Here is a 24,632-nt window from a genome sequence, read left to right on the forward strand (position 1 = left end):
GTGGTGGGTCAGAAGTGGACATCGTGGCGCGAGGAGGCGTTCAGCTTGCGCCGGACCTTGACGACGTACTCCTCGACGGTGCGGCGGGAGAGGAACAGGGCCTGGGCGATCTCCCGGTTGGTGTGCCCACCCGCCAGGAGGCGCGCCACGTCCTGCTCCCGGGGGGACAGTTCGCTGCCGTAGCCGCGCCGACCGCGCCGCGACGGGGTCGTCGCCCCGGTGCTGCGGATGCGGTGGCGGCAGCGGGCGGCGTCGACCGTCGCGCCCAGGGCGTCGTAGGACCGGGCCAGCGCGTCAAGCACCGCGGCGTCGGTCCGGGCCGCGCCCTCGGCCTGCTCGGCCAGCTGGGTGGCGCGATAGGACAGTCCCAGCTCCCGGTGCAGGTCGATAGCCTCCCGGTAGAGCCGTTCGGCGTCGTCGCGGTCCTCTGACGCGGCCAGCCGCGCGCGGCAGGCGGTCAGCGCCGCCCGGGCCAGCGGGGCGTCGACACCGCTCAGCCCCGCGGCCGTCTCCGCGACGACCTGCCGCGCGGCGTCGACGCGGCCCACCGCCAGGTAGCAGTCGACGGCCTGGGGCAGGATGTCGCCCGACCACACCCACGCGCCCTTGCTCCGCAGCACCGCGACGCCGCGCTCGATGTGCTCCTCCGCCGCGGCGGCCTGGCCCCGGCTGAGCAGCATGCCCGCCATCCCCCCGGCCGCCGAGACGCCCACCGGGAACACCTGGTGCGCGCCCGCCGCCTGAAACGCTTCCTCGGCCCGCACCCACTCGCCGCGCGCGGCCGCCAGCCAGCCCCGCGTGAGGTGCAGGTCGGTGGTCAGCAGCAGGTTCCCGTAGGTGGCGACCAGGCGGTCGATCCGCTGCTCCAGCCCCGCCCACCGCCCGCAGAGCCAGTCGAGCCGCACCGCCGTGGCCTCCGCCGTGCCGACGACGTAGTCGGCGGCGACCCGCTCGGCCAGGGCGATCCCGGTGCGCAGGAACTCCCGCGCCCGGCCGTAGTGCCCGATCCACGAGCACGCGTCCGCCAGGTTGCAGTGCGCCCTGGCCAGGTGGTGGACCTCGTCGGGATCGCGCACGTCGGCAGGCGACGGCAGCTGGGCGACGCGCTCCCAGGCGCTCGGGTCGCCGAGGACGAGCCGCCCGCCCAGCGTCGTGGCCAGCAGCGCGACGCGCAGGGCCGGGGTGGGCAGGTGGTCGACGATCCGCTCCACCCGCCCGAGCGCGGCCCGGTTCTCGGCGACCGACGCGGTCCCCAGGTACGGCCCGGCCATCGCCGCCAGCCCCCGCGCGGTCCGTTCCGGCTGGTCGGCGAGCAGGTCGACGGCCTGGGCCAGTTCCTCGGCGCCGCGGACGACCGCCCCGGTCTCGCGCTGCAGCAGCAGCCCGAACCACAGGTGCACCTCGCCCCGGACGTCCGGGGCCAGCCGGGGGTCCGCCAGCAGCCCCTCGACCCGCGCGGTCACCACCCCGCCGGGCAGTCCCGTCAGCGCGTAGCCGCACAGCCTGGTGGCCAGCCGGTTGGTGTCCTCGACGCTGAGCCCGGGATCGCCCAGCACCGCCGAGAGCAGGTCGACTGCGGTGGCCGCGTCCTTGGCCTCCTCGGCGGCCTCGGCGGCGAGTTCGCAGTACCGCAGCCACTCACCGGTCATGCCCGCGGCCTTGGCGTGGGCGGCAAGGCGCGCGAGCGGCGCGGGGTCAAGGCCGGACAGCACCGCGACGGCGCGCTCGTGCAGCTCCCGCCGCCGAGGGCCGGGCAGCGACGCGCGCACCACGCGCCTGGCGACGCCGTGCCGGAAGCCGTACCTGTTCGGCGTCTCCTCCACGAGCACACCGCTGTCGACCAGGTGCTCCGCCTCGCCCGCCACCGCGCCGATGACCTCGGCCGTCTCCGGCACGCCCAGCACGGCGGCGGCCTCGACGACCGACCGCGCGGCGTCCGGCAGGGCCCGGATCCGCTCCCGGACCGCGTCCGCGACCAGGACGGGCACGTCGATGCCGTCCAGGAGCCGCTGGGCGAGGTCGCCGTCGGCCCGCACGTCCCGCACGGGGTCGCGCAGCGCCCGCACGGTCTCCTCGACCACGAACGGGAGCCCGGCCGTCTCGCGCAGGACGGCCTCGGCGAACCCCTCCGAGGTCACCTCGGCTCCCACGATCGCGTCGATCATGGCCCGCACGTCGGCGGCGTCGAAGGGGCGCAGGACCAGGTGGCGCCCGTGCGGGACGTGCACGACGCGTCCGAGCGGCGTCCCGGCGGGCAGGTCCTCGCGGCGGTAGGTCGCCACGATCGACAGGCCCGGCGGCGGGCTCGCCATGACGAACCGCAGCACCTGGCGGGTCTCCTCGTCCGCCCAGTGCAGGTCGTCCAGCACGAGCACGGTGGGCCCCAGCGCGCGGAGCAGGTCGCGCACGGCCCGGAACATCCGGTGCCGCTCGGCGTCGGGATCGCCGAGGGCGGGCGGCGCTGGCGGCAGGCGGTCGGCGAGTTCGGGCAGGTGGGCCCGCAGCGCCCCGGTCACCGGGCCCGGGTCGTCCAGGCCGTCGCCGCACTGGCTGAGGCAGTCGAGGAGCACCCCGTACGGGAACGCCTCGGGCAGCGGATGGCACGTGCCCATGACCACCCGCCTGTCCCGGCAGGCGGCGGCGAACTCGCTGACCAACCTGGTCTTGCCCACACCGGCCTGACCCTCGACGAACACCACCGACGGCGCGTGCCGGACCGCGGCGAGCAGGGCGGCCAGCTCCGCGTCCCGGCCGATCATCGGCGCCGGGCCGGATCTGACCGAGAGGGGAGTCGCGTGACCTTGACCCATGTCCGCTCCTGGTGGTGGGACCGCCCGCAGAGGAATGCCCGACAGGATAGGTCGGCCCGGCGGACGCCGTAACCCGCGAGCGCACGATCCGTACCCCTACGGGTCGTCGCCACGCTTGTTCCCCCGTCGCCCACGCCGAAGGGTGAATCCCGAGCGGCCCGCTGTCCCGAACCCTGCCGGACGGCCGCTCGGACGATGGAGGAAGCACATGCGAGAACGCACGAAACGCTGGATACCCAGGCTGTTCACCGCGGCGATCGCGGCCACTGCCGCGGTCGCGGCCGCGGGTGTCGCCGTGGCGCAGCAGGCGGAAGCGGCCGTAGCCCAAGCCGACCGGCACTACTCCGGACAGTACATCGTGGTGCTCGAGGACGGCGCCCGCGCGGGCCACGCCGCGACCCTCACCCAGCGCTACGGCGGCGAGGTGTCCGCCACGTACTCGGTGACGCTGAACGGCTTCGCGGTCCGCGGCCTGTCCGAGCGCCAGGCGCGGCGACTGGCCGCCGACCCGGCGGTCCGGTCGGTCCACCAGGACGGCACGGCGACGGCGACGGGGGAGCAGCCGAACCCGCCGTCCTGGGGCCTCGACCAGATCGATCAGCGCACCACCGCGCTGGACAAGCTCTACACCTTCCCGAACGAGGGCGCGGGAGTCACCGCCTACGTCATCGATTCCGGGATCAACGCCCAGCACCCGGAGTTCGAGGGCAGGGCGGGCCACGGGTACGACTTCGTCGACAACGACACCGACGCGAGCGACTGCTTCTGGCACGGTTCGCACGTCGCGGGGACGATCGCGGGCAAGACCGTGGGCGTGGCGAAGAAGGCCAAGGTCGTGGCCGTGCGCTCGCTGGGCTGCAACGGCTCCGGCCCGGACTCGGCCACGGTCAGCGCCATGGAGTGGGTGGCCAAGAACGCCGTGCGGCCCGCCGTGGTGAACCTGAGCCTGGGCATGGACACCCTCGGCGTCGGTGACGAGCAGATCAGGGCCATGGCCGCCAAGGGGATCGTGGTCGCGGTCTCCGCGGGCAACAACGGCCAGGACGCGTGCGGCGTCAGCCCGGCCCGCGTGCCCGAGGCGCTGACGGTCGGCTGGTTCAACAAGGACCGCACCCGAGGCGGGAACTACGGCCGCTGCATCGACCTGTTCGCCCCGGGCGGCAACATCTACTCCAGCGACCACACCGGATCGTTCCGCACCGGAAGCGGCACGTCGATGGCGTCCCCGCACGTCGCCGGGGCGGCGGCGCTGTACCTGTCGGCCCACCCCGACGCGACCCCCCAGCAGGTGAGCGACGCGCTGGTGGCCAGCGCCAGCCCGGACCTGATCACCAACCCCGGATCGGGCTCGCCGAACAAGGTCCTCTATGTCGGCGACATCGGGGGCGGCACGCCGCCCAAGTGCGGGGTCAAGGGCAACGACGAGGACGTGACCATCCCCGACGCGGGAACGGCCGTCGGCTCCTCGGTGACCCAGGACTCCTGTGACGGCAAGGCCTCGGCGACGCTGCCGGTGCGGGTCGACATCGACCACGGCTACACCGGCGACCTCGCGATCGACCTGATCGGACCGAGCGGGACGTCCTACCCGCTCAAGCGCGCGGGCGGCGTCGGCGAGTCCGGCGGCGTGCACCAGAGCTTCACCGTCGACGCGTCGCGCGAGGACGCGAACGGCACCTGGCGGCTCTCGGTTCGCGACGTCTACCGGTTCGACGTCGGGACGCTGACCGGCTGGTCGATCACGTTCTGACCGCAATGGACGGCCACCGCCGTCTACCCTGCCATCGAAGGAGAACGATGAGAACACCACGCTTCGCCGCGGCGCTCGCCGTGGCGCTGGCCGCGGTGGCCCTGCCCGTCACCGCGGGCGCCGCGCCCACCGACGGGATCAGCATCGCCGCGACCCCGACCGACCAGCTCCGCCCGGGAGACGCGGGCGCCCAGATCGTCAACGGGGAGCGCACCACCGTCCGCGAGCACCCGTTCGTCATCGCGGGCATGCGCGTCGGGGGCGGCGGCCCGCAGGGGCAGTCCTGCACCGCTTCCGTGGTCGGCAAGCGCAAGATCCTCACCGCGGCCCACTGCATGGTCGACGCCACGGGCGCGAAGAGCTACATCTACGGCGACGACGACCTCAACACCCCGGGCGACGAGACGTTCCGCACGGCGGTCGCCTCGTTCAAGACCCACCCCGGGTACACCGGCTCCGGCGGCTGGCGGACCGGCTACGACGTCGCGGTGGTCACCACCGTCGACGACCTCCCGGTGCCGGAGAGCCAGTGGGCCAAGGTGGCGGGCTCGGGCGACAGCGCCCTGACCCAGCCGGGCAAGTCGGGCCTCTCCCTCGGCTACGGCAAGACGTCATCGGGCGGCGGTTCCGGCGAGCTGCGCAAGACCACTCTGCCGGTGAACGACCCCAACAGCTGTCAGGTCTTCGACATCCGGGTCAACGGCGACCTGATGGTGTGCACGGGCTACAACGACGGCCGCACCGCCAACTGCTCCGGCGACAGCGGCGGCCCGTTCATCGTGGACGGCGTGGTCGTCGGCGTCTCGTCATGGGGCTCCAGCGGCTGCGACCGCTACAGCATCATGGCCCGCCTGACCAACGCCATGGGCGACTGGGTCCGCGCCGAGATCGGCGGGACCCAGCCCGGCGGGTTCGGGGTCGCGCTGTCCCCGTCCTCGGGCAAGGCCGATCCCGGCAAGCACGTCTCCACCAGCGTCACCACCACGGCCGCCGAAGGGGGCCCGGAGAAGCTGGACCTGAGCGCGTCCGCCCTGCCCGCAGGCACGACGGCCACCTTCCAGCCGTCGTCGACCATCACCTCCGGCGAGGTCGCCAAGCTGACCCTGCAGCCGTCGACGACCACCCCGCCCGGCACCTACAAGATCACCATCACGGCCAAGGGCCCTTCCGCCGCCAAGACTGCCGAGTACACCCTCACGGTCGGCGACGGCGGCACCACGAACGGCCCGAAGCCCACCGCCACCCCGAACTCCGCCACCGTCCCACCCGGCGGCTACGCCAACGCGACGATCGCCATCACCGGCGGCACGGCCCCCTACCGCCTCACCGCGACCGGCCTGCCCCACCCGCCGATGTTCACCCCGCAGACCGTCTACCCCGGCCGCACCTCCCGGATGACGGTCATGGGCCCGTACCAGCGCGGCACCTACACGGTGACCATCACCGCGACCGACACCAACGGCAGAACCGGCACGACCACCTACACCCTGACCGTCCGCTGACCACCCCGACGGGTCGGTGATCCCGACCCACCTGTGGAGCCCGCACCCGCCCAGGCGGCGGCGGGCTCCACAGGCATGCCAGGACCGGACCCGGGGAGCAGGAGCTGCTGGTCCGGATCAGTGGTCCGTTGCGGATCGCTGACGTTCCGGTCCTCCTATCGGCGCAACTCGCGGTAGGCGGCGGCTGCGCCGGGGTGCAGGCGGATGCCGCTGGTGACGATCAGGGAGCGCAGGTCGAGGTACTGGGTGCCGAGGGCGGACGGGGGGATCAGGCGGGGCGCGCTCCGCACGAGGGTGCGGGCGACGGCGGCGGCGACGGCGTCGGGCAGGTCGGGAGTGGTCACCAGGAGGTTCGCCACGCCGACCGTCTCGACCGGGCGCGTGGCGCCGTAGCTGCCCGCGGGCACGGTGACGCGGTGATACGCCGGGTCGTGGTCGGCGCGCAGCGCGGGCAGGTGGTCGGTGAGGTCGATGAGCCGGATGGGGTGGGCGGCGGCGAGCTGGGTCAGCGCGGGCGTCGGCACGCCGCCGGACCACAGCAGGGCGTCGACGCGCCCGGAGCCGAGGCGTTCGACCGCGGTGGCGAGCGTGTTGTGCTCGATCGCCGCGGCCACGTCGGCCGCGTCGAACAGCCGGGCGCCGAAGATGGCCGCGCCCGACCCGTCGGCGCCCAGCGACACCCGCCTGCCCGCGAGATCGGCCACCGAGGCGACCGGGCTGTCCGCGAGCACGACCAGCTGCATGTAGTTCTCGTACACCCGCCCGATCGCCCGCACCGGCAGCGGTTCGCCGAACCCCACCCGCCCCTCCGCCGCGCCGCGGGCGATGTCGGCGAGCGCGAGCGCGAGGTCCGCCCCGCCCGTCCGCAGGAGCCCGAGGTTCTGCGCCGACCCCTTGGTGCCCACCACGATCGCGCCGAGCGCGCGGTCGAGCTGCCCGGCGAGCAACTCGGCGAACTCCACGTAGAACCCCCCGCGCTCACCGGCGGCGATCCGCAGGGTCCGGGCGGGCCCGGCGTACTCCCCGCTGCCGCATCCGGCGATTCCCGCCGCGATGGCGCCCGCGCCGAGCCGCAGCACCGCCCTCCGCGTAAGGCCACCTGTCCAGCTGCGCTGCGGGTTCACGCCTGCGCCTCCGGAAGTTCGATGTGGACGGTCAGGCCGCCGCCCGTGGTGACCGCGAACCGGCCGCCGCGGGCGGTGATGAGGCGTTCGGCGATGGCGAGGCCGAGACCCGAGCCCGCTGTCGCGCGGGCGGCCGGGCCGCGCCAGAAGCGCTCGGTCAGCCGGGGCAGCTCCGCCTCGCCCACGCCGGGGCCGTCGTCGGCCAGCTCCAGCTCCACGACGCCGTCGCGCGCCCGGCCGGACCAGCGGATCGTCGCGCCAGCGCCCGCGTGCTTGACGGCGTTGTCCAGGATCACGTCGATCACCTGGGCCAGCTCGCCGTCCGCGCAGCGCACCGGCAGGGACGTGGGCGGATCGGGCGGACCCGCCATGGTCACCCCGGCCGCCGTGGCGGCCGCCTGCCAGGCGTCGAGCCGTTCGGCGATGACCGTGACGGCGTCGCAGCGGGCGTCCGCGCCGGACGCGGCTAGGTCGGTCGCGGTGCTGTCGGCGCTCGCCAGCGCCAGCATGCCGTCCAACAGGGCCTCCAGCCGGTCGAACTCGGTGAGCATCGAGCGCTGGACCGCGCCGTCGGCCAGGCCGTCGACCCGCAGCCGCAGCGCGGCCATCGGGTTGCGCAGCTGGTGGGCGATGTCGGCCACCAGCCCGCGCTGGGCCTGCGCCGACTCGGCCAGCGCGTCCGACATGCGGTTGAACTCCCCGGCCAGGCCGCGCAGCTCCGGCGGCCCGGCCACGACGTCGACGTGCGGGTGCTCGCGGCCCTCGGTCATCCGGTGCATGGCCCGCGCCAGCTGGTCCACCGGCAGCAGCACCCACCGGGCGACCCGGAAGACGACCACCACGACGGCCGCCGCCGCGACCAGCGAGGCGAGCAGCACGAGCGCCCACCGCACCGCGATGTCCTCGACGGCCGGGCGCACGGACGTCCGCAGCACCACCGCGCCGGACACCCGCACCCCGGTGCCGACCGCCTGACTGACCAGCACGTCGCCGCCGGACCACGGCCGCAGGTCGGCGGGCGCTGGTCTGGGCTGGTTGCGCAGGGCAGCGTCGACCGCGGCCGCCACGTCCGGCTCGGCCGCGCCCATCCCCTCGGCGACGACGACCGCGCGCCGCGCGTCCACGACCACCACGCCGTCGCCGAAGAGGTCGGCGTGCGCCCGCACCTCGGCGCGCAGCTGGTCGGTCGACCCGCCCGCCAGCGCGGGCTGGGCGAGCGCGGCGAAGCGGGCGGCGTCGGCGGTGCGGGCCATGGTGAACTCGTAGGTCCGGTTCGCCGCCGTGCTGGCCAGCAGCGGCACCGCGAACCCGGCGACGGCGAGCACCGAGAACACGAGCAGCACGATGAGCAGACGGCGGCGCATCGGACCGGCTCAGCCGAACCGCTCGACCAGATCGGCCACCAGCAGCACCAGGAACAGCGCCGACGACGCCCCGAGCACGACGTTCGACAGCGGCCCCGACCGCCCGTCCGCGGCGATCCGCCGCGAGTTGAGCAGCAGCATCAGCGTGATCGCCAGGAACGGCATGAACACCGAGCCGAGCACGCCGTAGACGAGGGTCAGGGCGAACGGGCGGTCCAGGAACAGCAGCGCCATCGGCGGGAACGTCAGCCACAGCAGGTAGCCGCGGAAGGGCACCGACCGCTCGGCGGCACCCGCGTGGTAGCCCTTGCCCGTGCCGGGCTCGTCGCCCACCACGGCCTCGACGACGGCGAGGTCGGCCTCCGCGCGGCGGCCGTGGGGGAGCCGGATCGTGCGCGTCCAGTCGGCGAACAGCAGGCTGACGCCGTTCCACACGCCCAGCAGCGAGGTCGAGGTGACCGCGAGGAAGCCGATGAGGAACAGCAGCCGCGCCCAGTCGCCGTACCGCTCGCCCAGCGCGGTGCCCAGCACCAGCAGGCCGCTGTCGGACTGGGTGAGGTTCTGTCCGAAGAGGATGGTGGAGCCGACGATGAGCATGGACACCACGAACACGCCGGTCATGAGGTAGCCGACGGCGTTGTCCAGCCGCATCATCGACAGCCAGCCGGTGCCCTTCCAGCCCTTGGCGAACATCCAGTAGCCGTAGGCGGCCATGGTGATCGTGCCGCCGACACCGCCGATCAGGCCGAGCACGTAGACGGTCGAGCCCTCGGGGAGGCGGAAGGCCAGCCCGCTGAGCACGTCGCCGAGGTCGGGCGCGACCAGGACCGCGATCGAGACCACCGAGACGAACTTGATCAGCACCAGCACGGTCATGAACTTCTCGAACACGTGGTAGCGCTGCGCCCACACCAGCACCAGCCCGACCGCGCCCGCGATCATCGCCCAGTACCGCACCGACAGCCCGCCGAACAGCGCGTTCAGCGGCAGCCCCACCGCCGACATCGCCGTCGCGCCGTACACGAAGCCCCAGAGGACGATGTAGACGCCGAAGAAGCCCGTGGCCCAGCGGCCCAACCGCCGCCAGCCGTCCAGCAGCGTCGTCCCGGAGGCCAGGTGCCAGCGCCCGACGCCCTCGCCGAGGCCGAGCTTGAGCACCGTGCCCAGCAGGGCGGCCCACAGCAGGACCGTGCCGTACTGCGCGCCCGCGACCATGGTGGCGACCAGGTCGCCCGCGCCGACGCCGGTCGCCGCGGCGAGCAGGCCGGGGCCGAGTCCGCGCAGTTTCTTCCTGCCTGTCGGTGGGGTGACCGCGTCCGTGGTGACCATGGCTCCGCTCCTCGTCGCGCCGGGAATGCCTGTGGCGGGGGACTGTAAGGGGACGTGACCGCGGTCTCAGGCGTCCTTAACACCGCCTTAAGTCATTCCGCCCAACCGGTACCCGAACCCGCGGACCGTGGCGAGCAGCCCCGGGCGGCCGAGCTTGGTGCGCAGCGAGGTCAGGTGCACGTCGAGCGAGCGCGAGACCCCGGGCGCCGCGCGCCCCCACACCTCGTCGAGCACCTGCTCGCGGCTCACCGCCACGCCCGCCCGCCGGGCCAGCACCGCGAGGATGTCGAACTCCTTGGCGGTCAGCGCGACCTCCGCGCCCGCGACCGTCACCCGCCGGGCGTCCAGCTCCACCCGCACGTCGCCGACCTCGACCGCCGTGCGCGCCGCCGTCGGGCCCAGCGCCCGGCGCGCGACGGCGTCGATGCGCGCCAGCAGCTCCCGCAGCCGGACCGGCTTCACCAGGTAGTCGTCGGCGCCCAGGTGCAGCCCGCGCACCACGTCCCGCTCGGCGCCGAGCGCGGTCAGCACGAGCACCGAGACGTCGGACGCGCGGCGCAGGTCCCGCAGCACGTCGAGCCCGTCGCCGTCGGGAAGCACGAGGTCGAGCAGCACGAGGTCGACCTCGCACCGCAGCTCCGCCACCTCCGCTGCCGTCGCCACCCGCAGCACGCCGTGCCCGCGCGCCCGCAGGGCGTCCACGACCGCCGCGGCCACGCCAGGGTCGTCCTCGACCACCAGGATGCGCATCCCCCCATCATGCCGACGGGGGCAACCCCGAGCGCTCACCCACCCGGCGCCTGGTTCCCGACGAGCGGACGGGGGAGCCTCACTCCTCTATGGACACCGTCCCGGCCGACAGGGCGGCGCGGACCTCGTCGGCCTCCGGGACGCCGAGGTCGGCGTAGATCTCCAGCGCCCGCCGCCAGTGCGCGCGGTCGTCGCGGCCGAGCGCGGCGCCGATGCCGTGGTGGGCGCGTCCCTGCTGGTACCGGTCGGGGATGGCCAGCGCGAGGTCGAGGGCGGCGCGGTGCGCGGCAAGCGCCTCCTCCGGGTCGCCGACGGCGAGGTGGACCGTGCCCAGGTCGTTGAGGACCGTGCACTCCTCGCAGCGGTCGCCGACCTCGCGCGCGATGGCCAGCGCCTGCCGCAGGTGGGCCAGCGCCGTGTCGTGGTCGCCCAGGGCGTTGTGGACCATGCCGAGGTTGGCGAGCACCTGCCCTTCCCGCTCGCGGTCGCCGAGGTCGCGCATCAACGCCAGCGCGGTCTGCTGGGCGGCCGTCGCCTCGGCGTGGTCACCCATGCGGGTGTGGATGATGCCGATGTGGATCAGGGTCGCGCCCTCGAGCCAGCGGTCGCCGAGCTCGCGGATCAGGGCCAGGGCGCGGGCGCAGTGGTCGAGGGCCTCGGGGTAGCGGCCGATCCGCTCGTAGGCCAGGCCGAGGTTGCTCAGCGTCGTCGCCTCGCCGCGCCGGTCGCCGAGGGCGAGACACAGGTCCAGGTCGCGCCGGTGGTGCTCGATCGCCTCCGGGTACCGGTCGGTCTGGTAGAAGATCAGGCCCATGTTCCCGAGCACCGCGGCCTCGCCGCGCTGGTCGCCGATCGCCCGGTAGAGGTCGAGCGCCCGCTGGTAGTGCTCCAGCGCCTCCGGGAACCGGCGCGCCTGCCACTGCGCGGTGCCCAGCGCCTTCAGCGTGACGGCCTGCGCGGACCGGTCGCCCAGCGCGGTCGCCGCGGTCATGGCGAGGTGGTGGGTGGTGATCCAGTCGTGCAGGTGGCCGCGCTGGAAGTAGAACCGCCACAGCGCCATCGGGAGCTGCCAGGCGTGCTTGTGCCATTCGTGTTCGGCGGCGTGCCGCACGACCTCGGCGAGGTTCGCCCGCTCGCTGTCCAACCAGGACAGTGCGGCGGCCCGGTCGGCCAGCGCCGGGGCGTGGTCGGGGGGACGGGTCGGCTCCACGGGGTGCGCGTGCGGACCCAGGTGCTCGGTGGCCGCGGCGGCGGTGTGCAGGTGGTAGTCGAACAGCCGGGTCAGGGCCGCGGTCAGCTCGGGCTCCGGGATGCTCTGGCGGGCCAGCGCCCCGGCGTGGTGGCGGAGCAGGTCGTGGAAGCGGTACCGGCCGGGCGCGGGTTCCGCCAGCAGGTGGACGTCGACCAGGGCCTCCAGCATCCGGTCGGCGTCCTCCGGCCGCGCGCCCGCCAGCGCGGCGGCGGCGTGGACGTCGAAGTCCGGGCAGGGCGAGATGCCCAGCAGGCGGTACAGCCGCCCCTGGTCGGGCGGGAGCTGGCGGTAGGACAGCTCGAACATCGCGGCGACACCGCGGTCGTCGGCGTCCAGTTCCGATAATCGCTGGTGCCCCAGCGCCAGCCGGTCGGCGAGGTGGCGCACGGACCAGGTCGGGCGGCTGCGGAGCCTGCCCGCGGCCACCCGGATGGCCAGCGGGAGCCGCCCGCACAGCCGGACGACCTCGGCCACGGCGTCGGGTTCGCGCTCGGCCCGCTCGGCGCCCACGATCCGGCCAAACAGCGCCACCGCGTCCGCGGTCGGCAGCACGTCCAGGGACAGGACCCGGGCGGCGGGCAGGTCGATCAGGCTGCGCCTGCTGGTGATGAGCGTCAGGCAGCCCGCGCCGCCCGGGAGCAGCGGACGGACCTGCGCGCTGTCGGCCGCGTCGTCGAGCACCACGAGCATCCGGCGGTCGGCCACCTCCGCGCGCCACAGCGCCGAGCGCTCGGCCTGGTCCGGCGGGATGCGGTCGGCGGGGACGTCGATCGCGCGCAGCAGGGTCTCCAGGGCGTGCATGGGATCGGTCGCCATCCCGTCGGGCACGTGGCCGCGCAGGTCGACGAACAGCTGCCCGTCGGGATACCGGGCGGCCAGCCGGTGGGCCACGTGCACGGCCAGGCTCGTCTTGCCGATGCCCGCCATGCCGTCGATCGTCTCGATCACCATGGCCGTGCCCGCCGGGTCGTCCGGGATGGCGGCGAGCAGCTCCTCGAGCTCGGCCGTGCGCCCGGTGAAGTCGGCGAGGTCGCCGGGCAGGTCGTTGCGCCGCGTCCTGGCCACGACGCGGGCGGGGGCGCCGATCTCGCCGCGCAGCATCGACTCGTGCAGCGCGCGCAGCTCCGGGCCGGGGTCGACGCCCAGCTCCTCGGCGAGCAGCCCGCGCACCTGCTCGAAGTGGCCCAGCGCCTCGGCCTGGCGGCCCGCCCGGCACAGGGCCAGCATGAGCTGGCAGGCCAGCCGCTCGTCCAGCGGGTGCTCGGCCGCGGCCACCAGCAGGTCGGGGAGCACGGCGGCGTGCTCGCCCTCGGCGAGCGCGGCGTCGTTGCGGTCCAGCATCGCGGTGAACCGCTCCCGCGCCAGCGTCTCCCGCAGCCCCGCGAGCCACGGCGTGTCGAGGGCGCCGAACGGCTCGCCGCGCCAGAGCCCCAGCGCCTCGTCGAAGAGGGCGGTCGCGCCATCGGCGGCGCGGGCCCGGCACACCAGGGCGCGGAACCGGTGCAGGTCGACAGCGTCCGGGTCGACGATGAGCGCGTACCCGCCGCGGCGGCGCTCCACGGTCACCTCGTCCTCCGGCAGCACCCGCCGCAGGCGCGACAGGTAGCTGTAGAGGGTGTCGCGCCCGCGCAGCGGCGGCTCCGCGCCCCACGCGCGGTCGAGGAGGGCGTCGACCGAGACCACCCGGTTGGCCTCGACCAACAGCGTGACGAACACGCACTGCTGCCTCGCGTGGCCCAGGTCGATCGGTCCGCCGTCGGCGACCGCCTCGACCGGGCCGAGCACCCGAAACAGCACTCCCATCGCTGACACCCTTCCCGCACGCCGACGGCCTCCCCACCGGAATACCAGCTTGGGCTGGGGATTCCAGGCCTTTCGCAAGATTCGTCCGCCACGATGTCGGCATGGGTGGCGCAGGCGGGGGACGGCCGTACCGCCATCCGCCGGGGGAAGGGGCCGCGGTGGCGTTCGCCCACCGCGGCCCGGCGTCAGGAGGAGAGATGGAAGTGCGAGTCCGCAGGCGGCCCTGGACGATGCTCAGCCTGTCGAGATGACGCACTGCCAGCCGGTGGTGGGCGGTCGTCCGCCCGCCACCGGCTCCGCGTGGCAGCGCGCGATCGCCGTGGTCCTGGTCGTGCTGTCCGGGGTGGTGCTGGTCGCGTCGACGTGGCCGGGCGCGGTCCGACGGGCCGATGGGGGTGCGCCCGGCCCGTCCCCCGTGGTCCACGGGGCGCACGCGGACTGCCCGTCAGCGGCGGCCGGGGACCATCTGCGGGTGTTCTCGCCCTAGACGCAGCGCCATAGGCCGCTGCGGGTGGCGCTGCTGACGCGGTAATCGCTCACGATGGCGTTGTCGTCGGTGATGTCCAGGACGTGGCTGCGCGCGGGCGCGGGTGACGTCACGTGCTCGACACCGCCGTTGTGCCAGACCGCCACGGTGCCCGCGGTGTGGACGCCGACGATGGCGCCCGCCGCGTTCATCCCGGTGGGGATGCCGTCGGGGACGCGCCGCACGATCCGGCCGGTCAGGTCCCACTCGACGATGGTGTAGGGGCTGGCGGCGCCCTGGTAGCCGACGATGCGGCCGTCCTCGTAGGCGGACGGCAGGCCGCCTTGCAGCTGCCAGGAGGTCCCGTCGGCGTTCACCACCCGACCGGTGGACAGCACCACCCGGCCCGCGTCATCGATCCCGCGCGGCGACGCCTCACCGAGGTCGACGTACCCGCCCGGGGCGTCGACCGGCCACCGCAGGGTGTTGACCTGGGCGCCGCCGAAGAACAGCCTGCTGAAACCGGCCACGTCGCCCGCCCGGTTGATGTCGGTGGGCACCGACACCCAGCTGCCCCGACCCGGGAGGAACTGGTAGACGCCGTCGGCGTACCGCCACGCGGTGTGGCTGCCGTCGTTGCCCGCCCACCGGCCCGCGATGACCCCGGAGGCGTTGACCGCTGCCGGATAGTTCGACCCGGCTCCCTTCCCCGGCGGGGTGGGCAGGACCCGGGGAACACCGTCGCGCCAGACGACGCCTTCCCGGTGATCGGTCTTCCACACCGTCCCGACGACCAGCCCCGCACCGGCGTGCGCGGTCGTGCTGGCGTGGGAGTACCCGGCGGGAGCGGGCAACTCGGTCACCGTCCACGCGCACCCCGCCGCCACTGCCGTCCGCGGAGCCGCGATCAGCCCGAGCGCCATGACCACCACCGCGATCAGCTTCATACCCGGCACGCTGCCACCCCCGGTTGACGCGTCCGGCACATCCGCCTGATGTCCACCGGTCGGCGTTGTCGGTGGCGCCCTCTACGCTGGCCCGCGAGCGACCGATGTGAGGGGACATGCCTGCGACCAGCGCCGACTTCCAGTTGATGGTGGACTCGCTCGTCGACGTCGAGTGTCGGCAGGGCGGGGAGTACACCTCCTACAGCGTCCGCGGCAGGCGGTTCGGGTACTACTGGCCGCGCACGCAGACCGTGGGGCTGAAGCAGACCCTGTCCGAGCAGCGGGCGCTGGTGTTCGAGCGGCCCGACGTGTTCGAGGAGCAGTTCACCTCCGGCGGCTTCGGCTGGGTCGTCGTCCACCTCGACCGGGTCGAGACCGACGAACTGCACGAGCTGGTCTACGAGGCGTGGCGGCTCTCCGCGCCCGAGGACCTGGCGGACGCCTCACCGCCGCCCTGGGAACAGGCATCCTGATCCAGTGAGCCGAGGCCGTCTCAGCCCGAGGAGCTGGCGGACGCGTCGCTGCCGCCGTGGAGCGGGCATCCTGATCGGGTGACCGAGACCCTCCCACCCAGCGAGGCCGCCCGCCGCACCGGCCTCACCCTCGACGCGCTGCGCTACTACGAGCGCGAGGGCCTGATCGGCCCCATCGGCCGCACCGCGGGCGGCACCCGCCGCTACACCCCCGACGACGTCGCCTGGATCGGCATCGTCACCTGCCTCCGCGACGCGGGCCTCGGCATCGACGAGCTCCGCCGGTTCACCACGCTCCTCAGAGGCGAGCACGAACCAGCCGACCGCGTCGCCTTCCTCCGCCGCAGACACGCCGAACTGGCCGACCAACTCGCCCGCACCCAGGCGGCCATGAAGGTCCTGGAGGACAAGATCGCCTACTACGGAGGCTGACGACCACTCGAACTCGGCCAACTCGGTGCTCGTCAACGACCCGAACACCGTCGCGCTCGTGTTCCTCCACGTTCTGGCGTGTCGTCCGGGTGCCTCCGGGTGCCCGGGGCGGGCATCGTCGCCTTGCCCCGGGCGGTGATGGTGGTCTTAGCGGACGAGATCGCCTGCGACGGGGGCTGACAGCCGGTCGATCTCGGCCAGCTCCGCGTTCGTCAGCGGGCCGAACGCCATCGCGCCCGCGTTCTCCTCCGCCTGCCGCACCGTCCGGATGCCTGGGATGGGGATCGTCACCGGGCTGCGTGCCCAGAGCCAGGCCAGCGCTCCCTGGGCGAGGGTGCGCCCGCCACTCGTCAGCACGTCGCGGATCAGTGACAACCGGGTCAGCCACTGCTCGTTGGGCCTGCCGTCGCGGAAGTAGGCCATCCACTCCAGCCGCTGCGCCCGGACGTCGTCGTCCGGCAGGCGGTCGCCTGCGCGGAACTTCCCGGTCAGCACGCCCATCCCCAACGGGCTGCGGGCGATGCTCGCCATGCCCGTCCGCTCGCACAGGGCGAGCATCTCCGGATCGTCCTGCATGACGTTGAGCGTGTGCTGGATGGCCGCGCAGGTCCCGGTTCCGGCGAAGCGGCGGGCGCGGTCGACGTCGTCGGTGCTCCACCCGTACGCGCGGATGCTGCCCTCGGCCACCAGGGACTCCAGCGTGTCGCGGACGTCGTCCGCCCGCGCCGGATCGAGGTCGCCGACGTGCAGCTGGAACAGGTCGAGGTAGTCGGTGCCGAGCCTGCGCATGCTCGCCTCGCACGACGCGCGCACGTCCTCCGGCTCGACCGCCACGTCGAGGATCAGCCGCGCGGACTCGTCGATGCGGTGGCCGAACTTCGTCGCCAGCACGGCCTCCGAGCGCCGCCCGGCCAGCGCCCGGCCCAGCACCCGCTCGCTGTGCCCGGTCCCGTAGTTGGCGGCGGTGTCGAACAGGGTGACCCCCGCCGCCATCGCCGCGTGGATGGCGCGGACCGACTCGTCGTCGTCGACCGCGCCCCAGCCGACCTCCAGGTCCCCCAGGCGCATCGGGCCGCCGATGGCCCAGCAGCCCATGCCGAGCGCGCTGACCTCGATCCCGCTGTTCCCCACTGTCTTCGTCGTCATGGCGATTGACCGTAGGAACTGGTGCGCGCACCAGATCAAGCCCGAATCAGCCGGAGCAGACCGCGCCGCGGATGGGCTTGGGGTCGGTGACGTAGAAGTCCACGGTGTCCGAGCCCTGCACCGAGAAGCAGTACTTCAGCTTCGGGTCCACCGTCACCGTGTACGACGTGCGCGTGCCGACCAGCCGGTACGGCGCGGGGCCGCCGCCCTCCACCGCGACCCGGACCGCGAACTGCATCTCCCGGGTGGTGTGCCAGCGCAGTTCGACCCGGTCGCCGAGATCCTTGGGATCGGCCAGCTCCAGCCGGACCTCCGGCGCCTGCGAGGTCGTCGCCGCCGTGACGGGCTGGCGCGGCGGGACCGCCGACACCGCGGGCTCCCGTTGCACCACCATCGCCAGCACGACCGCCAGCACGCCGAGCACCACCACCGCCGCGGCCGCCAGGCCGTACCGCGGCCCACGGGGCGGCGGCGGGGGAGTCTCGGACGGCTCCTCGGCGGCGACCGGGACCGCGACCGGGCCGGTGTCGGCCAACTGGTCGGCGACGGCGGCCGCGTCCAGCGTGCGCTGCGCCGCGCCGGGCACGAGCAGCCGGGCGATGAGGGTGGCCAGCGCGACCGGCACGTCCGGCCGGTGGATCGCGGGCACCGGCTCGCCGAGCACGCGCAGCACCCGCTGGCCGGGCTGCTCGCCCAACCTGCTCGGGTACGGCGACTGCCCGGTGAGCGCGAAGTGCAGGACCGCGCCGAGCCCGTAGAGGTCCGAGCGCTCGTCGCGCACGCCCGTGCGCAAGGTGTCCGGGTAGGTGTACTCGACGCCGTGCATGGGATCGCGGGTGAACGCGTCGCGCAGGACCGTGCCGAAGTCCGCCACCGCCGGTTCCCCGGACGGCCGGATCAGGATGTTCGTCGGGGTGATCCCGCCGTGCACGACCCCGACCGCGTGGGCGGCGGCCAACGCGCCCGCCACGGCCGCGCCCAGGATGACGACGTCGTCCACCGGCAGCCCGCCGGTCCGCAGGACCCGGTCGGCCAGCGACTCCGCGCACAGCGGCAGCCGCAGCGCGTGGCGGCCGTCGGGGAGCCGGGTCACCTCCTCCACGGCCAGGATCGCCCGGTTCGGCGGCAGCGCGGCCTGCTCGCGGGTGAACGCCGCCAGCGTCCGCCGGTCGAACCCGCGCGGGAACACCTTGAACGCGGCGGGCTCGCCGTCATGGGTCCCGGAGTAGACCGTGGCGACGGGCCCGTGGCCGATGGGGTGCAGCCCATCGTCGGACATCGCCACCTCCTCCACTCGTCGCCATCGTAGGGCCGGATGCCGCCCGTCCGGCCGTGCGGCAGGTTGTTGTCACGGCCGCAGCGCGGCCCGCATCCGGGCCGGGGCCGGGAGCCCACGGCGGATCCGCCGGACCACGGCCCACGCCCGCGCGGTGTGCTCACCGGGCCGGCCCGACCACAGCGCCTCGTCGACGATCGCGGCCAGCTCGTGCAAAGCGTCCACAAGAGACTGATCGGGCGCCGTGCGCGCGAGGTCCCGCACGGTCATGCCCGGCGTGGTCGGGACACCGCAGGCGCGTATCAGGTCCCGTGCCTCCAACCAGGCACCCGGAACGCCCATGCGGCGTCGCCGCCACCGCCGGACTGCGGCCGCGACAGGCATCGCGAGCAGCGCCAACAGCAGGAGAGCGCCGAGCGCGAGCACCACGGGGAGCACCGGGAACGCGCCGCCCGGCTCCTCCGCCTCCGCAACGGGGGTGGGCTCCAACTGAGGCTCGGGCAGCTCGGACGCGGGCGGCAGCACCTCCCGGGCGCGTTCGGCCGCGGCGGCCAGCCCCGGTCCGCCCGCCGTGGTGCGCGCGGACCGCGTCGGGTCCAGCGGGACCCAGCCGACGCCCTCCACCGCCACCTCGGGCCAGGCCAGCACATCCCCGTTGCGCACCGTCACCGTGCCCGCCTCGGCAGCGCCCCGGTACCCGACGACCAGGCGCGCCGGGATGCCCAACGCGCGCGCCAGCACGACGTACGCCGCGGCGAACTGCTCGCTGGTGCCGCGCTTGACGCGCCGGAACTCCTCCAGGTGCCGCCACGCGCTGCCGGTCGGCAGGTCCGCCCCGCGGGCCAGCCGGAACCCCTCGCGGAAGTACTCCTCCAGGGCGAGCGCCGTCTGGAACGTCGGCCGCAGGTCGCCGACGGCCTCCCGCGCCCACTCGGCCGCGCCCGCCGGAACGGGCCCCTGCTCGGGGATGCGGTCGGCGGCGTCGGCGTCGACCGCGGCGGCCAGCAGGGCGGTCGCGTCGACCGCGGGCTCCCGCCACGTCAGCCGGTAGGCGAGCGCGCGGTCGGCGCCGGGGACGAGCAGCATCCCGCTGTCCTCGTCCACCAGCGGCGCCACCCCGGACACGGCGACCGGGAGCGGCTGGCTGGGCAGCTCGCCCTCCGGCTCGGGCACCTCGACGTCCGCGCTGCGCTCCACGACCGGGCCGTCGACGCGCGGGTCCAGTTCCGCGCCCATGCGGCGGTAGTCGGGGCTGGCGGTCCACGTGCCGCCGTCGAACCGGTCGTAGACCGCTGTCCGCCACCGGTCGACGGGGTGCGTCGCCGTGTAGGTGAAGACAGGCTCGTCGGGATCGATCAGCCGCCCGGCCAGTTCGGCGAGCGGACTGACCGTGCGGACCGGCGGGACCACGCCGCGGTCGGCCTGCAGGCGGTACGGCTCCCGGTCCAGCGGGTCGAGCACCCCGGCGAGCAGCGCGCCCGCCAGCGCGAACACGAAGGTCGGGACCACCACCAGCGACCGCCGCGCCGACCACGACCCCGACGTGACCCCCAGCAGCGTGGCCACGACGACGGCGTAGGCGAGCGCGGACACCGTCGCCGCGACCCCGTCCGCGGCCTGGTACGCCTGGCTCAGCGCGACGACGGCGAGGCTCGGCAGCACCGCGAGCAGCGGCCTGCGCAGCGCCTCGACCCCGAGCACGGCCGCGGCGAGCACCGCCAGCGGCACGAACAGCAGCAGTTCCGGGTCGTCGCGCGCGGGCCAGGTCGACTGGAGCGTGAGCTGCCAGGACTCGGCGAGCCCCGCCGACAGCGCCCGCACCGTCGCGGCGGTCGGCACGCCCGCCGCCGTGGTGTCCCACAGCACCGTCTCCACGACCGCGAGCAGCCCCGCGGCCAGCGCCACCACAGGACGCCAGGGCACCAGGACCGGTACGCGCGCGCACAGCTCGAAGACGGCGTAGACGACGGCCACCACGGCGATGATCGGCACGACCAGCGGGCCGACCCCGAACACGGGCGCGAACAGCAGCCCGGCCCAGGCCGCGGCCAGCAGCACGCACCCCACCGCGACGCGGGTCCTCATCCCGCGACCACCGCGTTCCACCGCCGAGCCGCCTCCGCCGCGTCCGTCGCCGTCAGCACGCGCGCTCCCGGCATGCCGACCGTCCCACCCCCGACAACGACCACCACGGTCATCGGATACCGCAGCCGCGCGATCGCCACCCGGTCGTCCGCGTCGAGCCGCGTGGTCACCACCGCGAGGCAGCCGCCGGAGCCGCCCAGCGTCGGCGGGACCAGCGGTCCGTCGGCGGCTGACGGTTCGAGCACGCACAGCGCGTCGAGGAGCTGCCGGGTCGCCTGGATACCGCCCCAGGTCGGGATGTCGGCCCCGCACGGCGTGACCAGCCTGCAGCGGTGGTCGGCGCCCGCCGACGCCGCGAGCAGGGACGCGGTGAAGTCCACCGCCTCCTCGAACCCGTCACCCGCCGACCGGGTGTCCAGCAGCGCGGTGAACCTCGGCTGCTCGGGGTCGAGGTAGTCCCTGATCATCAGCCGCCCGGTCCGCGCCGTGGCCTTCCAGTGCAGGTGGCGCACCTCGTCGCCCACCACGTACTCGCGGACGTCGCGCACGTCCAGCGACCCGTGCGGGGACCGCTCGGTCGTGCGGCCGTCGTGGTGGTGCCGGGGATGCCCGGTCACCACGGCCCGCACGGGATGGACCCGCGGGTGCACCCACAGCGTCGTCGTGTCGCCCGCGGTCACCCGGCTGCGGCCCAGCCCCAGCGGGTCCGTCCGCTCCAGGGTCAGCGGCCCGACCTCATGCCGTCCTCTTCGGACGGTCGGCAGCTCGTAGTGGTAGACCGCCTCCCCGCCCGGCGGCAGCGGGCGCACGGCGACGGTGTGGAAGCCCGAGCCCACCCGGTCGCCCGCGACGAACCCGGCGTGCCGACGCGAGCCGGTGCCGCGCACCCGCAGCCGGGCGAACGCGGGACGCCCCCGCTGCACCCGGTCGGGATAGACCTCCCGCACGACCTCGACGCGCACGCGCCCCCGCGTGCTGACGAAGGCGGCGGCCACCGCGCCGAGCCCGACGCCCGCCAGGACCCGCAACAGCGGATAGCCGAGCAGCACCCCGGCCGTCCCCACCCCGACCGAGGCCACGAGCAGCGCGACACCGCGCGGTGTCAGCCGGGTCACCGCGCCGGGGAGGTGGGCGCGGGGGTGGCGGCCAGGACCTCGGCGACGATGTCGGCCGGGGCGCGCTGGTTCAGCTCGGCGTCCGGGGTGAGCACCAGGCGGTGCGCCAGCACCGGCTCGGCCACCTCCTTGATGTCGTCCGGCGTGACGTAGCCGCGGCCGTGCGTGGCCGCCACTGCCTGCGCGGCGCGGACCAGCGCGATGCTCCCGCGCGGGCTCGCGCCGTAGCGCAGCGCGTGGTGCTCGCGGGTCGCGGCGGCCAGCCGCGCTGCGTACTCGCACACTGCGGGCTCGACGTGCGTGGCCCGCACCTGCGCCACGGCCGCGCGCAGCGCGTCGGGGTGCACGACGGGGGAGAGCTCGTCCGGGCCGACGCCCGCGCAGTCGCTCATGATCACCAGGACCTCGGTCTCCAGGTCCGGGTAGCCCACCGACAGCCGCATGAGGAACCGGTCGAGCTGCGCCTCGGGCAGCCGGTAGGTGCCCTCCATCTCGATCGGGTTCTGCGTCGCGATCACCAGGAACGGGCGGGGCACGTCGTGGCGGACCGAGTCCACGGTCACCGTCCGCTCGGCCATGACCTCCAGCAGCGCCGACTGCGTCTTCGGCGTTCCCCGGTTGATCTCGTCGGCCAGCACGACGTTGGCGAACACCCCGCCGGGGTGGAACTCGAAGCGCTCAGCGCCCTGGTGGTACACCTGCACGCCGGTGATGTCGCCGGGCAGCAGGTCCGGGGTGAACTGGATGCGCCGGTACTCGCCGCCGACGCTGCGGGCGAGGCAGCGCGCCAGCGTCGTCTTGCCCAGCCCGGGCACGTCCTCCACGAGCAGGTGGCCCTCGGCGAGCAGCGCCGCGATGGCCAGCCGCACCACCCTCGGCTTGCCGCGCACCACCGCCTGCACGTTCGCCGAGATCAGCCGGTAGACCTCGGCCGCGTCCGTCACCCTGACCTCCATGTGTACCGGGCCGATCTGGCCACGACCTCGCCGTCGAGGGTGGCCTCGACCCACACCTGCTCGCCGACGCCCTCGAAGGGGAACGCCTCGAAGTCCGCCTTGCCCTCGCCGTCGGTCGTCGTGCCGCGACCGGGATTGGTGTAGTCGCTGGTCGCGTACACCTCGACCTCGTAGTGGGTGTCCGGCTCGAAACCGGTCATGGTCACGAGCATGTACCCGCACTCGGGCACCTCGCAGCCGTCGTAGCCCTCGGTCCTGCCCCGGGTCACCGTGATGACCGGGCGCGGCGCCCGCACGACCGCGCTCGCCGCGGCGCCGTCGACGTTGCGCCCGTTCACCTCGGTCACCGCGCGCACGGTGAAGGTGACGTCCCGGTCGGTCGGCAGTCCACTGAGGACGACCGAGGTGCCGGTCACCGTCCGCGCCGCGACGCCCGTCGCGCTGACGCGGTAGTGCACGAACCGCCCGCCGCCCATCGCGGGCGCGGTCCAGGTCAGGGTGGCCTCGCCGGACGCGGCGTCGACCACGAGGCCGCGGGGCGCCGCCGCGGGGCCTGCCGGGACGACCGGGTTGGACTGGGTGCCGGGCCCGACGCCCGCGGCGTTGACCGCGGCCACGGTCAGCACGTAGCGCGTCCCGTTGGTCAGCCCGCCCGCCCGCGCCTGGCGGACGTTCGGCCCCACGGTGGTGGAGCCGCCGGGCCAGGAGACCCGGTACCCGGTGATCGGGCCGCGGTTGGCGGCCGCAGCCTGCCAGGTGACCGTCGCCGACCCGTCGCCCGCGGTGGCCCGCACCCCCGGCGGCGCGCCCGGCGGGCTCGGCGGGGCCACCGGCGGCGGGATGCGCGTCGTCGGCTCGACCCGCGTCGGCGTCGTGGTCGTGACGGTGGTGGAGGTGGTGATCGGGTCCTCGCCCGCGGTGGTCGTGTCCCGGGTCGGCGTCGTGGTCACGTCCACGCCGTCGACCGGCACGTCGGTGACGTCGCCGCCGCGGTCGACGATCACCACGTGCTCGCCCTCGCCGCCCTTGACGTAGAGCCTGCCGTCCTGGCCCGCGGCCAGGGTCGGCTCGCCGCCCTCGGGCGGCAGCGGCTTCCTCGTGCGCTCGGCGCCCGCCCCGTCGAACACCAGCAGCGTGTCGTCCTCCCGGTCCACCACGGCGAAGACCTCGCCGGTGGACGCCGGGGCGGTGTAGTCGCCGGGCGGGAGGTCGACGCTCGTCGGCGGGGCCGCCGCGCCCACGATGTGCACGCGGCTGTTGGCCGGGTCGAGGACCGCGACGCGCCCGGCGACGTCCGTCGCGGCGGGCTGCGCGGTGTCCGGCAGGTCGACGCCGAGCGGCACGGCCGCGCCGAGACCGCCGCCGTCGACGGCGTGCATGGCGTTGGCGGACAGGTCGAGGAACACCGGCTTGTCCGCGATCGTGGTGAGCGCGCCCGTCGCGCCCTGCGGCGTGGGGACCGAGCAGTCGGCCTCCGTGCTCTCGCCCGCCAGCCTGCACAGGCTGCTCGTCGAACCGCGGTGGACCCACAGCGTGCCGTCGGCGGTGACCACCGGCCTGCTCAGCGGGCCCGTCAGCCGCACGTTGGCCTCGACCTCCCCGTACCGCACGATGATCCCCGCGTCGAGGTAGGCGAGGTACGGCCCGCCCGGCGCCTCCAGCGCCACCGGGGTCTCGTCGACCGGCGCGGGCACCGTCTCGACGACCTCCAGCTCGGCCTGGTTGAACCGGTGGATGTCGTCGCTCACCACGACGGCCGCGGTGTCGCCCTGCACGACCTGCGCGCCCGGCCCCGCGGCCACGTCGATCCGCGCGTCGATGTTCCCCGTGCCGCCGTCGACGTGGAACGCCGCGCCCATGATCGTGTTGTAGACCCAGTTGCCCGCGGGCAGGAACCGCACGCCGGGGACCCGGGACGCCGCGCCGGACACGGCGACCACGACCGCCCCCACGACCGCCCCCACGACGGCGACCACGGCCACGAGCGCGGGCACCCTGGCCCGGCGAAGCGACGATCTGGTGTCCCCCCGGTCCATGCCACAGAGGGTAATC

The 24,632-nt window shown here is 74.8% G+C and carries 18 protein-coding genes; 5 read left to right on the forward strand and 13 right to left on the reverse strand.

What is annotated here, in order from left to right; translation table 11 throughout:
• Window positions 1-8 precede the first annotated feature (8 nt).
• Window positions 9-2,810 carry an AAA family ATPase gene (locus IEY98_RS31415; RefSeq protein WP_229787817.1) on the reverse strand — a complete coding sequence of 934 codons (2,802 nt, stop codon included), beginning with the start codon at window positions 2,808-2,810 and terminating at the stop codon, window positions 9-11.
• Between the two features lie 208 nt (window positions 2,811-3,018).
• On the opposite strand from IEY98_RS31415, the gene IEY98_RS31420 reads away from it, so the two are divergent.
• Window positions 3,019-4,560 carry a S8 family peptidase gene (locus IEY98_RS31420; RefSeq protein WP_189214335.1) on the forward strand — a complete coding sequence of 514 codons (1,542 nt, stop codon included), beginning with the start codon at window positions 3,019-3,021 and terminating at the stop codon, window positions 4,558-4,560.
• Between the two features lie 47 nt (window positions 4,561-4,607).
• Window positions 4,608-6,062, forward strand: coding sequence for a trypsin-like serine protease (locus tag IEY98_RS31425; RefSeq protein ID WP_189214336.1), 1,455 nt, complete (start codon window positions 4,608-4,610; stop codon window positions 6,060-6,062).
• 155 nt (window positions 6,063-6,217) lie between these two features.
• Here IEY98_RS31425 and IEY98_RS31430 read toward each other — a convergent pair whose 3' ends face one another.
• The 5 genes from IEY98_RS31430 to IEY98_RS31450 all read right to left on the reverse strand — a co-directional run bounded on the left by IEY98_RS31430 (window position 6,218) and on the right by IEY98_RS31450 (window position 13,684).
• The gene (locus tag IEY98_RS31430; RefSeq protein ID WP_189214337.1) at window positions 6,218-7,141 is read right to left on the reverse strand and encodes a TAXI family TRAP transporter solute-binding subunit; all 924 of its coding nucleotides are present in this window, start codon (window positions 7,139-7,141) and stop codon (window positions 6,218-6,220) included.
• Window positions 7,142-7,182: 41 nt separating this feature from the next.
• Complete coding sequence (locus tag IEY98_RS31435) at window positions 7,183-8,550, reverse strand: HAMP domain-containing sensor histidine kinase (RefSeq protein WP_189214338.1); 1,368 nt, start codon at window positions 8,548-8,550, stop codon at window positions 7,183-7,185.
• A gap of 9 nt (window positions 8,551-8,559) precedes the next feature.
• Window positions 8,560-9,879: an Nramp family divalent metal transporter gene (locus IEY98_RS31440; RefSeq protein WP_189214339.1), complete on the reverse strand. Its 1,320-nt coding sequence runs from the start codon at window positions 9,877-9,879 to the stop codon at window positions 8,560-8,562.
• An 87-nt stretch (window positions 9,880-9,966) separates the two neighbouring features.
• Complete coding sequence (locus tag IEY98_RS31445; RefSeq protein ID WP_189214340.1) at window positions 9,967-10,629, reverse strand: response regulator transcription factor; 663 nt, start codon at window positions 10,627-10,629, stop codon at window positions 9,967-9,969.
• A 79-nt stretch (window positions 10,630-10,708) separates the two neighbouring features.
• Window positions 10,709-13,684 carry an AfsR/SARP family transcriptional regulator gene (locus tag IEY98_RS31450; protein ID WP_189214341.1) on the reverse strand — a complete coding sequence of 992 codons (2,976 nt, stop codon included), beginning with the start codon at window positions 13,682-13,684 and terminating at the stop codon, window positions 10,709-10,711.
• Window positions 13,685-13,931: 247 nt separating this feature from the next.
• On the opposite strand from IEY98_RS31450, the gene IEY98_RS31455 reads away from it, so the two are divergent.
• Window positions 13,932-14,171 carry a hypothetical protein gene (locus IEY98_RS31455; RefSeq protein WP_189214342.1) on the forward strand — a complete coding sequence of 80 codons (240 nt, stop codon included), beginning with the start codon at window positions 13,932-13,934 and terminating at the stop codon, window positions 14,169-14,171.
• Here IEY98_RS31455 and IEY98_RS31460 read toward each other — a convergent pair.
• Entirely contained in the window at window positions 14,168-15,097 is a 930-nt protein-coding gene (locus IEY98_RS31460; protein WP_189214343.1) for a hypothetical protein, read from the reverse strand. The genes IEY98_RS31455 and IEY98_RS31460 overlap by 4 nt on opposite strands.
• 116 nt (window positions 15,098-15,213) lie before the next feature.
• Between IEY98_RS31460 and IEY98_RS31465 the strand changes: the two genes are divergently transcribed.
• Together IEY98_RS31465 and IEY98_RS31470 are read left to right on the forward strand one after the other, a co-directional pair.
• Window positions 15,214-15,570 carry an MmcQ/YjbR family DNA-binding protein gene (locus IEY98_RS31465; protein ID WP_189214344.1) on the forward strand — a complete coding sequence of 119 codons (357 nt, stop codon included), beginning with the start codon at window positions 15,214-15,216 and terminating at the stop codon, window positions 15,568-15,570.
• Between the two features lie 78 nt (window positions 15,571-15,648).
• On the forward strand, window positions 15,649-16,002 hold the full coding sequence (locus IEY98_RS31470; RefSeq protein WP_189214345.1) for a MerR family transcriptional regulator: 354 nt from the start codon (window positions 15,649-15,651) through the stop codon (window positions 16,000-16,002).
• A gap of 147 nt (window positions 16,003-16,149) precedes the next feature.
• On the opposite strand, the gene IEY98_RS31475 is transcribed toward IEY98_RS31470, so the two are convergent.
• The 6 genes from IEY98_RS31475 to IEY98_RS31500 all read right to left on the reverse strand — a co-directional run bounded on the left by IEY98_RS31475 (window position 16,150) and on the right by IEY98_RS31500 (window position 24,616).
• Window positions 16,150-17,148 (reverse strand): aldo/keto reductase, encoded by a 999-nt coding sequence (locus IEY98_RS31475; RefSeq protein WP_189214346.1) that lies wholly within the window; start codon window positions 17,146-17,148, stop codon window positions 16,150-16,152.
• 46 nt (window positions 17,149-17,194) lie between these two features.
• Entirely contained in the window at window positions 17,195-18,427 is a 1,233-nt protein-coding gene (locus IEY98_RS31480; RefSeq protein ID WP_189214347.1) for a protein kinase domain-containing protein, read from the reverse strand.
• A 69-nt stretch (window positions 18,428-18,496) separates the two neighbouring features.
• On the reverse strand, window positions 18,497-20,509 hold the full coding sequence (locus tag IEY98_RS31485; RefSeq protein WP_189214348.1) for a transglutaminase TgpA family protein: 2,013 nt from the start codon (window positions 20,507-20,509) through the stop codon (window positions 18,497-18,499).
• On the reverse strand, window positions 20,506-21,624 hold the full coding sequence (locus IEY98_RS31490; RefSeq protein WP_189214349.1) for a DUF58 domain-containing protein: 1,119 nt from the start codon (window positions 21,622-21,624) through the stop codon (window positions 20,506-20,508). The genes IEY98_RS31485 and IEY98_RS31490 overlap by 4 nt, the downstream gene beginning before the upstream one ends.
• Window positions 21,621-22,580, reverse strand: a complete 960-nt coding sequence (locus IEY98_RS31495) for an AAA family ATPase (protein ID WP_189214350.1) — start codon at window positions 22,578-22,580, stop codon at window positions 21,621-21,623. The genes IEY98_RS31490 and IEY98_RS31495 overlap by 4 nt, the downstream gene beginning before the upstream one ends.
• Window positions 22,565-24,616 (reverse strand): fibronectin type III domain-containing protein, encoded by a 2,052-nt coding sequence (locus IEY98_RS31500; protein WP_189214351.1) that lies wholly within the window; start codon window positions 24,614-24,616, stop codon window positions 22,565-22,567. The genes IEY98_RS31495 and IEY98_RS31500 overlap by 16 nt, the downstream gene beginning before the upstream one ends.
• Window positions 24,617-24,632 lie beyond the last annotated feature (16 nt).

It is taken from the genome of Actinokineospora fastidiosa (assembly GCF_014648415.1).
GTDB classification, from domain to species: Bacteria; Actinomycetota; Actinomycetes; order Mycobacteriales; family Pseudonocardiaceae; genus Actinokineospora; species Actinokineospora fastidiosa.